The organism is Streptomyces sp. NPDC060000 (assembly GCF_042737375.1).
Classification (GTDB): domain Bacteria; phylum Actinomycetota; class Actinomycetes; order Streptomycetales; family Streptomycetaceae; genus Streptomyces.
Window position 1 is genome coordinate 134,860 of sequence record NZ_JBHWUU010000001.1, and the last position, 12,611, is coordinate 147,470.

General features: G+C 69.7%; 13 protein-coding genes. 7 read left to right on the forward strand and 6 right to left on the reverse strand.

The features are described 5' to 3' along the window. Nucleotides 1-10 precede the first annotated feature (10 nt). The 7 genes from ACFWBB_RS00580 (at nucleotide 11) to ACFWBB_RS00610 (ending at nucleotide 7,228) form a co-directional block, all read left to right on the forward strand. Nucleotides 11-424: a DUF4279 domain-containing protein gene (locus tag ACFWBB_RS00580; RefSeq protein WP_385264896.1), complete on the forward strand. Its 414-nt coding sequence runs from the start codon at nucleotides 11-13 to the stop codon at nucleotides 422-424. 79 nt (nucleotides 425-503) lie between these two features. Then, nucleotides 504-878, forward strand: coding sequence for a hypothetical protein (locus ACFWBB_RS00585; protein WP_385264898.1), 375 nt, complete (start codon nucleotides 504-506; stop codon nucleotides 876-878). Between the two features lie 455 nt (nucleotides 879-1,333). Next, a complete protein-coding gene (locus ACFWBB_RS00590; protein ID WP_385264901.1) occupies nucleotides 1,334-2,848 on the forward strand; it encodes a flavin-containing monooxygenase in 1,515 nt (504 codons plus the stop codon). A gap of 513 nt (nucleotides 2,849-3,361) precedes the next feature. Beyond that, the gene (locus ACFWBB_RS00595; RefSeq protein WP_385264903.1) at nucleotides 3,362-4,201 is read left to right on the forward strand and encodes an SDR family oxidoreductase; all 840 of its coding nucleotides are present in this window, start codon (nucleotides 3,362-3,364) and stop codon (nucleotides 4,199-4,201) included. A gap of 196 nt (nucleotides 4,202-4,397) precedes the next feature. Next, entirely contained in the window at nucleotides 4,398-4,625 is a 228-nt protein-coding gene (locus tag ACFWBB_RS00600) for a hypothetical protein (protein ID WP_385264906.1), read from the forward strand. Nucleotides 4,626-4,721: 96 nt separating this feature from the next. Beyond that, nucleotides 4,722-6,188 carry a cytochrome ubiquinol oxidase subunit I gene (locus ACFWBB_RS00605; RefSeq protein WP_385264908.1) on the forward strand — a complete coding sequence of 489 codons (1,467 nt, stop codon included), beginning with the start codon at nucleotides 4,722-4,724 and terminating at the stop codon, nucleotides 6,186-6,188. After that, nucleotides 6,188-7,228 carry a cytochrome d ubiquinol oxidase subunit II gene (locus tag ACFWBB_RS00610; RefSeq protein WP_385264911.1) on the forward strand — a complete coding sequence of 347 codons (1,041 nt, stop codon included), beginning with the start codon at nucleotides 6,188-6,190 and terminating at the stop codon, nucleotides 7,226-7,228. The genes ACFWBB_RS00605 and ACFWBB_RS00610 overlap by 1 nt, the downstream gene beginning before the upstream one ends. A gap of 10 nt (nucleotides 7,229-7,238) precedes the next feature. Here ACFWBB_RS00610 and ACFWBB_RS00615 read toward each other — a convergent pair whose 3' ends face one another. The 6 genes from ACFWBB_RS00615 to ACFWBB_RS00640 all read right to left on the reverse strand — a co-directional run bounded on the left by ACFWBB_RS00615 (nucleotide 7,239) and on the right by ACFWBB_RS00640 (nucleotide 12,609). Continuing rightward, nucleotides 7,239-8,819 (reverse strand): GMC oxidoreductase, encoded by a 1,581-nt coding sequence (locus ACFWBB_RS00615; protein ID WP_385264914.1) that lies wholly within the window; start codon nucleotides 8,817-8,819, stop codon nucleotides 7,239-7,241. A gap of 173 nt (nucleotides 8,820-8,992) precedes the next feature. Then, nucleotides 8,993-9,478, reverse strand: a complete 486-nt coding sequence (locus ACFWBB_RS00620; protein ID WP_385264916.1) for a gluconokinase — start codon at nucleotides 9,476-9,478, stop codon at nucleotides 8,993-8,995. Between the two features lie 26 nt (nucleotides 9,479-9,504). Next, nucleotides 9,505-10,449: a cyclase family protein gene (locus tag ACFWBB_RS00625; protein WP_385264918.1), complete on the reverse strand. Its 945-nt coding sequence runs from the start codon at nucleotides 10,447-10,449 to the stop codon at nucleotides 9,505-9,507. Nucleotides 10,450-10,452: 3 nt separating this feature from the next. After that, on the reverse strand, nucleotides 10,453-11,331 hold the full coding sequence (locus ACFWBB_RS00630; RefSeq protein ID WP_385264920.1) for a glycoside hydrolase family 15 protein: 879 nt from the start codon (nucleotides 11,329-11,331) through the stop codon (nucleotides 10,453-10,455). 320 nt (nucleotides 11,332-11,651) lie between these two features. Continuing rightward, the gene (locus tag ACFWBB_RS00635; RefSeq protein ID WP_385264922.1) at nucleotides 11,652-11,912 is read right to left on the reverse strand and encodes a phosphopantetheine-binding protein; all 261 of its coding nucleotides are present in this window, start codon (nucleotides 11,910-11,912) and stop codon (nucleotides 11,652-11,654) included. A gap of 112 nt (nucleotides 11,913-12,024) precedes the next feature. Then, on the reverse strand, nucleotides 12,025-12,609 hold the full coding sequence (locus ACFWBB_RS00640) for a hypothetical protein (protein ID WP_385264925.1): 585 nt from the start codon (nucleotides 12,607-12,609) through the stop codon (nucleotides 12,025-12,027). Between the last annotated feature and the right edge of the window lie 2 nt (nucleotides 12,610-12,611).

Here is a 12,611-nt window from a genome sequence, read left to right on the forward strand (position 1 = left end):
GGAGCCATACATGGATGTAGCGAAGAAGCGCGACTGGGTATTGACAGACGTGACACTCATGATCAGTGGAGGGAATCTCAAGCCCGAGGAGATAACGTCCCTTCTCGGTATCGAGCCCACTGGCGTGCGCAACCCGGGCCCCAGCAAATGGGCTCGGCCGGGCGACGTCGACGGACTGTGGAGTATCAGCTGCGACGAGCACGTCAGCCGGGACTTTCACGAGCAGATGAACAACATCCTTTCCACCATGGAAAGCAAGCGGCCCGAGCTCGTGCAACTGACCGGACGGGGGTATGAGGTGACCGTCGAAGTGTACGGATTCGCCGGGAACGACTGCACTCTCGCCCTCCAGCCGGAGGAACTCGGACGAATCGCCCGCCTGGGATTCCCCCTCCAGGTCGCGGCCAATATGAACGAACGCTGAAAGAACAGTCATGGAACCTGGAGCGAAGTTGAAGACGTGGGGAAACCTGAGCACGTCCCTGGTTGTATCAGGTCGGGAAGTGGATTCTGCTTCCCTGCTTTTCGAGTTGCAGCTCGCCGACAGTGAAGAATTCTCCTCGTCCGAGGGCCTGGGCGTCTATTCCGGCCCCGGCTGGGCCACGCTCACCGTCGACGAGCGACATTCGAAAAGCGCCGACGAACAGGCCACGGAACTCATCGGATTCCTCGGCCCCCGCAAGCCGGCGCTCGACGCGCTGAAGGAAGCGGGTAAATCGGTGAAGATCGATATGGCAGGCGTCGCCGAGTCAGGATCGGGACTCCGCATCTCGCCGGACGTTCTTGCGGCTCTCGCAGAGCTGGGAGTCCCTCTCACCTTTACGACGGTCCGGGCATCGGGGGAGGACGAGGAAGACCCACTGGCCTGGCTCGGCTGATCCCTCTCGGGTCTGTGGGCGTTGCTCGGGACCTTCCGTTACACCGCGGGCCAGGGCAGAGCGGGATTCCGCACGCGCAGCGCATGCGGCCGACTCTGCCCGCCCCTTCCTTCACCGCCACCCTGCGTGACGACCACGGCCGCCGCATCGACGACTCTTCGTGGGGATCCGACTGCCACCGGAGCTGAACCTGCCTGATCGGGTGGGGTGACGCCGCGGCGTCACGATCGTTGGCGGTAGGTGATCACACCACTCAGGCGGGTCTCGTCCCTGCCTTCCCTGCTGTCCCACGCCGCCGCCCAGGCCGCCATGTCCCGGACGCAGTTGTCCGGATCCGCCCGCCGAACGGCTCTGCGAGAGCTGCGTGCGGGCCGTGACCTGCGCGCCGGCCGCACGGCTGGAGCGTCGCTGTGATCCCGCCGCAGAGGGCACGGACCGGCAGGGACGCGCGAGCCGTGATCGTGGGAGCCGGGTTCTCCGGAATCGGGGCCGCCGTACGGCTTCGCGAGGAAGGGGTCGAGGACATCCTCGTTCTGGAGAAGGGGACGCAACTCGGCGGCACCTGGAGGGAGAACACCTACCCGGGCTGCGCCTGCGATGTGCCCTCGACGCTCTACAGCTACTCCTTCACACCGGACGCAGCCTGGAGCAGGATCTTCGCCGGGCAGCGGGAGATCCTCGCCTATCTGCGGGCGACAGCCGAGCGGTACCGGCTCGGTGACGTGCTGCGCTGCGGTGTGCAGGTGCTGGGGGCCCGGTGGGACGGGGCGGCCGGCCGCTGGCTGCTGGAGACCAGCGACGGGCCCTACAGTGCGGCGGTGCTGGTCCTGGCCACCGGCCCGTGGCACGTCCCGCGCCGCCTGGACGTTCCCGGGATCGAGGACTTCGACGGTCCCGTGTTCCATACCGCCCGGTGGGATCACAGTGTCGACCTGACCGGGCGGCGGGTGACCGTGGTGGGTGGCGGTGCCTCCGCCGTCCAGATCGTCCCGGCCATCGAGGCACAGGTCGCGGCCGTGAACCTCTTCCAGCGCACGCCCCAGTGGGTGCTGCCCAGGCCCGATCTGCCGGTACCCGCAGCACTCAACCGGCTGGTGGACCGCGTCCCCGGCGCGCGCGGCGTCCTGCGCGCCGGCCAGTACACCCTGCAGGAGGGTTTCGGCTATGCCTTCCGCCACCCGCAGGCCGCTCGTCTCCTCGAGGCGGGCGCCCGCGCACACCTGCGCCTGGCGGTCCGTGACGGGCAGTTGCGCCGGCACCTGACACCGGACTACCGGCTGGGCTGCAAGCGTCTTCTGACGTCGAGCACCTTCTACCGGGCCCTGTCCCAGCCGCACGTGCGACTGCATCCCACCGCCGTGAGCGCCGTGCGCGGCAACGAGGTCGTCGGCGCGGACGGCACCGCCGTGCACACCGACGTGCTCATCGAAGCCACGGGCTTCCGCGTCGGTGAGCTACCGCTGGCCACGACCCTGCACGGCACGGACGGACAGACACTCGACGAAGCCTGGGGCGGCGAACCGCAGGCGTACCTGGGCACCACCGTGAGCGGCTTCCCCAACCTCTTCCTGCTTCTGGGACCCAACCTGCTCGGCGGATCCACCTCCGCGATCACGGTCCTGGAAGCCCAGCTGACCTACATCACCGCCGCTCTGGCCCACCTCGACCAAGGCGGTCACCGCGCCCTGAACGTCCGGCCGGCCGCACAGGCCGCGCACAACACCGCCGTCCAGGAGGCGCTCGCGACCACCGTCTACAACACGGGCGGCTGCACCAGCTACTACTTCACTCCTACCGGGCGGAACACCTTCGCCTGGCCGTGGTCCACCGGACGGCTCGTGCGCCGCCTGCGCCATTTCGACGCCGACGCCTGCACCGCCGACACACCGGCCCGCCCCCTTCGCCTCCCCGCGCAGGCGAGGCCGCAGCCCGGAGACCGTACGGCAGCCACGAACGCAGAGCAGCCATGACGCGGAAGGCAGGGGTCCGACGGGAGAACGACCAGCCTTGTCCACGGATACCCGTGCCGGGCCGCAGCGAGCAGTGCGCCGACCGTGCTGCCGAAGGTACGGGTGAGGGCGGTGGTGCGGCTCTACTGCGGCACCCTCGGCGTCGTGCTCGCACGTAGGTGGCCGTGCCGACCACGGATGTCACGAACGTGCAGGCCGGAGCGGCGGGCACGACGGTGGCCACGGGTGATCCGCGGCCGGCGGGGATCGGACCGGGCAAAGGAGCCGGGTCCGCAGGACGCCGGCCGGGGAAGGGTTCGGGGCGGCTCGTAGCCCGGCCGTGTGACATGCCCCGCCGAAATCGGCTGCACAGCGTGCCGGTCGGTCTCGCGCTCGGCGCAGGGTGCTTTCGTCTGAGGCCGGGTATGCGACGGCTCCGGTGTCTGTCCTGGCGGGCCGGCCGAGTCCCGGCCCACTTCATGTGCGTCGCCCGATTCCTGAGGGCGTGCCGTCCGAAACGCCCAAGGAGAGATCGTGGTGGCAGCGAAAGCCGAGAACCGCGGGACGACGTCCGCGCAGCTTCTCAGGGGCCAGAAGGCGCTGGTGACCGGCGCCAACTCGGGTATCGGCCTGGCCACCGCCATTGCCCTGGGTCGGGCCGGAGCGGACGTCGTGGTGAACTACGTCGTCGGTGCGCACGAGGCAGAGAACGTCGTGAAGGAGATCGAGGGCTGCGGGGTCCGCGCCTACGCCCACGAGGCCGACGTGTCCGACGAGGACCAGGTGACCGGCATGGTCGCGCGGATGGTCGAGGAGTTCGGCACCATCGACATCATGGTGGCCAACGCGGGCCTCCAGCGGGACGCAGCCGTGACGGATATGACGCTCGCTCAGTGGCAGAAGGTCATCGACGTCAACCTGACCGGCCAGTTCCTGTGCGCGCGGGAGGCCGCCAAGGAGTTCATCCGGCGCGGCGTGGTGGAGGAGGTGTCCCGTTCGGCGGGAAAGATCATCTGCATGAGCTCGGTCCACCAGATCGTCCCGTGGTCAGGGCACGTGAACTACGCCTCCTCCAAGGGAGGTGTGGGCATGCTGATGCAGACCCTCGCCCAGGAGCTGGCCCCCCACCGGATCAGGGTCAACGCGGTCGCACCCGGCGCCATCCGCACGCCGATCAACCGCGACGCCTGGTCCACCCCCGACGCCGAGGCCGAGCTGCTGCGCCTGATCCCGTACCGCCGCGTGGGCGACCCGGACGACATCGCCAACGCCGTCGTCGCCATGGCGTCCGACCTGCTCGACTACGTCGTCGGCGCCACCCTCTACGTCGACGGCGGAATGACGCTGTTCCCCGGCTTCGCCACCGGAGGCTGATCTCCGACGCAGGATCACGTCACGCCCCGCCCGTGATGAGCCTGAACCAGCTGCCCGGCCTGGCCGAGGTCGCCATGCAGTCGGGCGCATACGCCGGCCGGAGCGTACGCCACGCCGCGAAAGCAGGACGAGACAGCCCAAGCCCTTCAGGTACCTGGATCTTGGCAACGCCGCCTACATCGCCCGCGGCCGGGCCGTGCGCAGGCCCGGCCCGCTGCATCTGCCGGGCTTCACCGGCTGGTTGGCCCGGCTCTCCATCCATCTGGCCTTCCTCGCCGGCTTCCGCAGCAGGCTGGGAGCGGTGCTGAGCTGGTTCGTGTCCTTCGCCACCAGCTCGCGCCGCGAACGCGCCTTCACCATGCCCGACACAGACGCTCCAGCCACCGGGAGGCCCGAGTCGAAGGCGTCCACGCGGCATTCCTGACGACGGCCCTCCGGTCGGCCTGTCCGGGCCGTCCCCTCCAAGACCTGTCCTTCCCCAGCCCCGCCTCCCCGGGCGGAGCAGACCTCCGAGGCGCACATGTTCAGCACAGCGGTCCTTCTCGCGAACACGCCGGACCAACTCCTGCCGGCCCGTGAGCTGATGGCCTTCACCCTGGCCTCGCACATCCTGCTGGTCCCGTTCGGCGTGGCACTGCCGTTCATCACGCTGCTGATGCACCACCGGGGGCTGCGCCGCAACGATCCCGTCGCGCTCCTGCTCGCCCGGCGCTGGTCGGCGGTGATGGCCGTCCAGTTCGCCATCGGCATCATCACCGGCACCGTGCTGTCCTTCGAGTTCGGCTTGCTGTGGCCCGGGATGATGGGCCGCTGGGGCGACGTCTTCGGCCTCGGGTTCGGCGTCGAGGCATGGGCGTTCTTCCTCGAGGCCGTCCTGATCGCGATCTATCTCTACGGCTGGCGCCGGCTCAAGCCCTGGACCCACTTCTGGCTCGCCGTACCGCTGCCGCTGGCCGCCCTCATGGGAGCGTTCGGCATCATCGCGGCCAACTCCTGGATGAACACGCCGCAGGGGTTCGGTCTCGACGCCCAGGGCAAGCCCATCCACGTCGACGTGCAACAGGCGATCTTCTCACCGATGTTCGGCCCGGAGTACTGGCACTTCGTGGTCGCGATGCTCCTGACCGCCGGCTATGTCGTCGCCGGCGTGTACGCGGTCGGCCGGCTGCGCGGGCGCCGCGACCGCTACCACCGGCTCGGCTTCACCGTGCCGTTCACGGTCGCCGCGATCCTCACTCCGGTCCAGTTCGTGCTCGGCGACTCCGCCGCTCGCGCCGTCTTCCACAAGCAGCCGATCAAGTTCGCCGCCACGGAGATCGTCTGGAAGACGGACACCCACGTGCCCGAGTACATGTTCGGACGGCTGAACAGTGACGGGACGATCTCCGGCGGGCTGAAGATTCCCCAACTGGACTCGATTCTCGCCGGCTTCAAGCCCAGCACCCAGGTGAAAGGGCTGACGTCGGTGTCGCCCGTCGACCGCCCCACCGTTGTCCAGGCCACCATCGCCCACTGGGCCTTCGACATCATGGTCACCGTCGGCAGTGTGCTGATCCTGTTGGCGCTCTGGTACGCCTGGTCCTGGTGGCGGCACCGGGACAACCCCCGCGGCCGCTGGTTCTACCGCTGCGCCGCCCTCGCGGGCGTGGCCTGCCTGGTCACCGTCGAGTGCGGCTGGATCACCACGGAGGTCGGCCGTCAGCCTTGGATCGTCTACAACCACATGAGGGTCTCGGAGGCGGTGACGGGTACCCGCGCCGGATCGCTGTGGGCGATGCTCGGCATCGTCATCGTCGTGTACGCGGCCGTTTTCGGCGCGTTCCTCGCGGTCGTCCTTAAGATGCGCACCCGCTGGCGCATCGCCGACGAGGGATCGGCCGCCGCGCGCGCCGAGCTGCCGCCGGAGACCGACACCCCGTACGGGCCCAGAAGCGAACCCGAGCCCACGGCCGCCGGGGCCGACCACACCCCTGGCGGTGCGTCGTAATGGCCGAATTCATCGCAGGGGTGCTGGTGCTCGCGATCGCCGCCTACGCCTGCGCCGGAGGCACCGACTACGGCGCGGGCTTCTGGGACCTCCTGGCCGGCGGCGCGGAGCGCGGCAAGCGGCCCCGCTGGCTCATCGACCACGCCATGGCACCGGTCTGGGAGGTCAACAACGTCTGGTTGGTCTTCGTTCTGGTCATCATGTGGACCGGCTTCCCGACGATGTTCCAGGCCGTGTTCTCCGCGATGTGGCTGCCGCTCGCCCTCGCCGCCGTCGGACTGGTCCTGCGCGGCGCCGGGTTCGCCCTGCGCAAGCCGACCCGCCGTCTGGCCCAACAACGGATCTATGGCGCGGCGTTCGCCGTCTCCTCGCTCGTCACGCCCTTCTTCCTCGGGGCGGTACTCGGCGGCATCGCCTCCGGCCGGGTCAAGGTCGGCACGACCGCCTCCGCGGACGCCTGGGCCAATGGAACCTCCGTCCTCGTGGGACTGCTGGCCATCGCCGCCGCCGCGTTCCTCGGGGCGGTCTTCCTCTGCTCCGATGCCCTGCGGTTCGGCGCGGACGACCTGGTCGACTACTTCCGCCTGCGGGCGCTGATCGCCTTCGGCGCGGTCGTCGTCCTCGCCCTCATCGGCCTGCCGGTGACCCACAACGACGCCCGGTATGTATGGGACGGCCTCACCGGGGGCCTGGGACTGCTCCTGATCATCCTGGCCGCGATCTGCGGTCTGGCCACGGTGCTGCTTCTGCTGCGCCGGTCCCACGGCTGGTCCCGATACACCGCGGTGGCGAGCGTCGCCCTGAGCGTCGGTGCCTGGGGCTGCGCGCAGCGGCCCTACCTGCTGCCCACCTCGCTGACCGTCGCCGAGGCGGCCGGGGCGGCTCACACCCTGCGCTGGCTGATGATCGTCACGGGCATCGCGATCGTGCTGGTCGGTCCGGCGCTGGTGCTGCTTTACCGGCTCGACACCATGGGTGAGCTGGAGGAGCTCACCGACGCCGACACCGGGGCCGTCAGATCACCGGGGGACAACCTGTAGCGACGTCCCGTCAGTTCAGGCGGGCGGCGATGTGGTCGCCCACCCGCAAGGCGTTGGCGATGGCGGTCAGGGACGGATTCACCGCGCCGATGCTGGGGAAGAAGCTGGTGTCCACGACGTAGAGGTTGTCGAGGTCGTGGGCCTTGCAGTTGACGTCGAGGGCCGAACTCCGCGGGTCGTCGCCGAAGCGCACGGTGCCTGCCTGGTGCGCGGTGGCGCCGATCGGCATGCCCTTGTGCAGGTAGATGCTGTGATCCAGCAGGTGGTGCTCGTGCATGCCCAGCTGCCCGAGCATCCCCCGCAGCTTGTGCTGGAGGCGCTTCAGCCCGGCGATGTTGTTCTTCTCGTCCAGAGCCAGGTGGATGGCGTCGTCCTTGTCGAGGGTGACCCGGCTCCCGGGCAGGGGGAGGTCCTCTCCGCACAGCCAGAAGTCGACGGCATGGTGCGCCAGTACCTCGAAGGGCATGTCGGGCATGACGGCGCCGGCCCAGCGCGGCGCCTCGCCGTGGATCTGGTCGGCGTCCGACTTGCCGAGCATCTGGATGCCGCCGAGCGGGTACTCCCAGTCGTCCGCGCCCAGGTACCAGTCGTTCAGCGCCAGGGTCTTCTGGAATCTGGTGGGGTTCGGTTCCTTCGAGACCGCCATCAGCGCCAGGTTGTTGTGACGCATGTAGTGGCGTCCCACCACGTCCGAGCTGTTGGCCAGGCCGTCGGGGTGCTTGTCGTCGGCCGAACGCAGCAGCAGGACGGCGGAGTTGACCGCGCCGGCGGCGACCACCACGATGTCGGCGCTGAATCCCTCGGTCACTCCGTTCTCGAGCTCGGAGACGACCGTGGTGACGGTGCGTCCGGTCGGGTCGGTGTCCAGGCGCCGCACATTGGCGTTGGTCACCATCGTGACGTTGTCGTACGTGAGCGCCGGGTCGACGCAGATCACCTGGGCGTCGGACTTCGCGCCCACCAGGCAGGGGAAGCCGTCGACCCGGTCGCAGCGGATGCAGACGCTGTCATGGGTGGGCCGGCCGTTGTCGTCCTGGGTGAGGTTCACACCGATCGGCAGGTGGAAGGGGTGCAGGCCGGCCTTCCCCAGATCGTCGCTGAGTTGCTGGATGCGCGCCTCGTGCTCGACCGGCGGGTAGGCGTACTGCGCGCTGGTAGGTCCTGCGGTGGGGTCCTCTCCGTGCCGGCCGTGCACCAGGTAGAGGTGCTCGGCCTGGGTGTAGTACGGCTCCAGGTCCTCGTAACGGATCGGCCAGGCCGGAGAGATGCCGTCGTGGTGGCGCAGCTCGCCGAAGTCCTCGGGCCGGAGCCGGAAGAGCGCGGCTCCGTAGAACTTGGTGTTGCCCCCGACGTAGTAGTTCACCTCAGGGGGGAACTCATCGCCGTGCTTGTCGTACCAGAACTCGGGGGCACGGTACTTGCCCTTGACGAAGACGGCGGTGGAGTCCCAGTTGTCCCGCTCCCGTGGCAGGTAGCCGCCGCGCTCCAGGATCAGGACCCGCTTGCCGGTGGGGGCCAGCCGGTGGGCGAGCGTGCCGCCGCCCGCGCCCGTACCGATGATGATGACATCGTAGTGCTGATCGTCGGCCATGAGAGGGTCCCGTTCTAGGAGTCGTCGGCTGTCCTGGCCGTAGCGCCCGCCCGGGAACCGGGGGATGTGCTGTTCCGACCCCGGACACTCGCACAATCGGGATATTCGGCACCAAATCCCAAACTATCGGGTGAGTCGGGTGGTGGCGACCCGGTGGAGTCGAACACAAGCGGTCACCTCCTTGCCCGGACGGCGCGCGCCGCCTGGTCGACGATGGTCTGCGGGTCGGCCACCGCGTCGACGGTCAGACCGGATTCGTCCGACCGCAGCGGTTCGAGAGCGGCGTACTGGGAGTCCACCAGCCGGGCGGGCATGAAGTGGTCCACACGGCCTGCGACCCGCCGGTCGGCGGCCGCTCTGTCGAGCGCCAGGTACAGGAACCACACGCCTGCGTCCGCACCACGGAACACATCCCGGTAGGCGTGCTTGAGGGCCGAGCAGGCCACCACTCCGCCCTGGCCGGCATCGGTCGCCTCGCGGATCCATTCGGCGACGGACAGGAGCCACGGCCGGCGGTCCTCGTCGTCGAGTGGGTGACCCGCGGCCATCTTGGCGCGGTTCGCGGCCGGGTGGACGTCGTCCGCCTCCAGGAAGGGCACTCCGAGGCGCTGCGCGAGCAGCAGTCCCACGGTGGACTTGCCCGAACCCGAGACACCCATGACCACCACGACTGTGGGCGCCGGGGTCACAGGACGGCGATCGGGTTGACCGGTGAGCCGGTGGCGTCCGGCAGCCTCAGCGGAGCGATCACACACAGGAAGGACCAGCGTCCCTCCGCTTCGCAGACCGGTGCCAGGTCCTCGAACTGCAGGTAGTCCAGCAGGTGAAGGCCCATGGCGTGGACCGCCAGCACATGCACGGGGAAGTCGACGCCCTCGGTGGAACTCGGGGCTGTGTCGTTGTTGCCGTCGCCGCCGAGCACGGCGACCCGCCGGTCCGACAGGAACTCCAGCGCGGACGGGTGGAGCCCGGCGCGCTCACGTGCCGCGTGCCACGGCCCGAGTTCGGAGCGGCGCCGGCGGTGGCCGACCCGGACGAAGAGGAGGTCGCCCTCGGTCACGCGGACGTGCTGGGCGGTCTCGGCCGCGGCGAGGTCGTCGACTGTCACGTGATCACCCGGTTCGAGCCAGGGCACGCCACGCAGCCGCGGAATGTCCAGCAACACGCCGCGTCCGGCGATCCCGTCACGCGCCGCCTCGATGGAGAGCGTCGTGGCCCCGTCCGCCGTGACGCTGCTCGCGGCCACGCCGCCGTGCAGTGTGCCGTCGTAGATCACGTGGCACAGGGCGTCGATGTGGCTGTCGGCGTCACCGTGCACGTTCATCGCGAAGCTGTCCCTCGCGAAGTGGAGCCCGCCGGCCGTGTCTTGGTCCGGCTGCCCGCACATCCGGTGCCTCGCGGGCTCCGGGTTGTCCGGGCCGGGCAGCGTCTCCACCGGCGCGGCGAGCGTCACCGTCCGGCCGGTCCGTACCTCCTGGGTGGCGGCCACCACCCGGGCAGGAGTGAGCGTGTCCAGAGCGCCCCGGTCCCCGGATGCCCAGGCGGCGCGCGAGAGCAGGTGCCGGTACAGCACGCCGAACTCGTCCTCGGTCAGCGGCGGCGGTCCTGCCGGACGGGCATGGGTGACCATGAGTCAGCGTCCTTGCTCGGCGTCGAGTTCCCTGTCGAGCGTGGTGGCCGCCAGGATGAGCGACAGACGGGTGAACGCCCTTGAGAAGTTGCCCAGTTGCTCGCCGGTCGGACCGAACTCCTTGTCGATGAGCCCGACATGGTTGGCGTAGGTCTGCGTCTTCTCGAACGTGTAGCGGGCCCGGGCGAGACGCACCGTCCGGGCCGGTGCGTCGACGTGGAGGAAGGTGCACAGACTGAAAGTGCCCTCCGAGCCGCGCAGCCCGTCCGGCGATGGCGCTGGGTCGTAGCGGTGGACGAGGCTGTCAAAGACGAGTTCGCGGTCCACCGCGTCGAGCGTGCAGAGCCGGACCGGGTCCCTCGGGGCGATGGATTCGACCCTCGCCATGAGCAGCAGGGAAGCGTCCAGGACATCGCCGCCGAAGTGCTGGACGAAGCCGCCCTCCTGCTCGCTCCAGCCGCGTTCCATGACCTGCTCGAGGATGGTGTCCCTGGCGCCGCGCCACTTCTCCACGTCGGCGGGCCCGCGGAAGTGCCCGGCCGGGCTCGGTCCCTGGTCGAAGGCGACCCAGGACATCACGTGGCCGTAGGTGAAGTCCTGGCGGCCGTCGCGGGTCTCCCGGATGCCCTCGTCCGGCGACATGGATCGGGTCCCCGGAATGGCCGTGTCGAGGTGGTAGAGCTGCTTGCAGGTCGCGTCGGGGTGTTCGAGGGCCGGCCGTATGTACCCTCCGCCGTCGTGGTCGATCAGGGCGGCGAAGATGCTGGGCGAGTCGAACCGGGGAGCGGCGAACCAGTCCACGACACCCCGCGACGAGACGAGGGCGGCGGTCTGCAGGTCGCCCACCGGGCCGTGTTCGGCGATGGGAGGGTAGCGGTCCATTGCGGCTCCGAAATTCTCATAGGAGCCCCCTACGTTCACTATCGGCCACTCGGGTGGCCCTTGCGCGTCGGAACGGTCCACGACCGCTCGCCCAAGATGACCTCGGCCACGAGCTTGTCCTCGACCGGTTCGACGGCCGGGATCTCGTAGTTGCTCATGTCCGTCCGTCCCGGCTGATTAAAAGCCCAGGTCAGAGCCCCTACCAGTTTGTCACGTCACGGACTTGCGCGATCTTTCGGACACGCTCTCACAGCGGCGGGGTGACGAGGGAGTGCGCTGGTGGCGCCGCCCCGGGCGGACGGCGCCGCCCAGGGCGGATGTCAGTTCGGGGACGGGGTGAGCAGCGTGCGGACGGCGTCGGTGAGCGTCCGGATGGTGCGGAACACCTCGGGGGTGACCGTGTCCGCGGGGAACTCCAGGGAGAAGGCCGCCTCCAGGTCGACGAGGAGACCCGCCACACCGAGCGAGGTCAGCCCCAGTGACGACAGCTCCGTGTCCGGGTCGTCGGGCGGCCCGACGCCCGACCCGGCTCGGCGTCGCACCGCCTGGGCGACGGAGGTCATGAGGGGGTCCATGGCCATGGGTGTTCTCCTTCCGCTGGGAAGCCGCTGCGGGCGGGGTGCCCGCTGGGGGACGAGAAGTGGTGCGCGGTCCGGCGTCGGCGCCACGCACCGGTACCGCCGGTGCTGCCGGTCAGTCGGCTCCCGGGCCGGGTGCCGCCGGATCCAGGCGCCTGTGCACGTGGGCGTGGCGTCTGCCCGCCCCGTCGTCGAAGGTGGGACCGCAAGGGGTGAAGGCCAGCAGATCGAGCAGGGTGCAGGTGTCGCGCAGGTCGGGGTTGACCTGTGCGCGCAGCACGTCGCCGCCCGTCTCGGTCGCCACCTCCACGGCCCGGCGCACGCACCGCAGCCCGACCAGCGCCGGAACCGTCAGCCACGCGGGCGCGACGGCCAGCCGCGACAGGTACAGGGGCCGCTCGGCGAGCGGGAAGACGGCCTCGTTCGTACCGAAGGGCGGACGCCGAGTCAGCGTGAACATGCCGGCCGGTCCGGTGGAGTGGCGCAGCAGGTGCACCGAACCGGACTCCACCAGGCGCCGGGTGGTCTCCTGTCGCCGCTGCGGGGCGGGAGTGCCGGACATCGCCGCTTGATGGGCGTCGCAGGAGGTCAGCAGCGCGTGCACCTCGGCGGCGTCGGTTGCCGTCTGCCAGCGCCAGGAAGGTCCCCCGGCGTCGTGCAGCCCGGTGTGCGGAGTCTCGGGCGAGGGGATCGTGGTCACTT

Excerpts from the sequence above, each read along its gene's own strand:
- ACFWBB_RS00580 (WP_385264896.1), top strand. The coding sequence starts at position 11 with ATGGATGTAGCGAAGAAGCGCGACTGGGTATTGACAGACGTGACACTC.
- ACFWBB_RS00605 (WP_385264908.1), top strand. The coding sequence starts at position 4,722 with ATGTTCAGCACAGCGGTCCTTCTCGCGAACACGCCGGACCAACTCCTG.
- ACFWBB_RS00610 (WP_385264911.1), top strand. The coding sequence starts at position 6,188 with ATGGCCGAATTCATCGCAGGGGTGCTGGTGCTCGCGATCGCCGCCTAC.
- ACFWBB_RS00615 (WP_385264914.1), bottom strand. The coding sequence starts at position 8,819 with ATGGCCGACGATCAGCACTACGATGTCATCATCATCGGTACGGGCGCG.
- ACFWBB_RS00620 (WP_385264916.1), bottom strand. The coding sequence starts at position 9,478 with ATGGGTGTCTCGGGTTCGGGCAAGTCCACCGTGGGACTGCTGCTCGCG.
- ACFWBB_RS00625 (WP_385264918.1), bottom strand. The coding sequence starts at position 10,449 with ATGGTCACCCATGCCCGTCCGGCAGGACCGCCGCCGCTGACCGAGGAC.
- ACFWBB_RS00630 (WP_385264920.1), bottom strand. The coding sequence starts at position 11,331 with ATGGACCGCTACCCTCCCATCGCCGAACACGGCCCGGTGGGCGACCTG.
- ACFWBB_RS00635 (WP_385264922.1), bottom strand. The coding sequence starts at position 11,912 with ATGGCCATGGACCCCCTCATGACCTCCGTCGCCCAGGCGGTGCGACGC.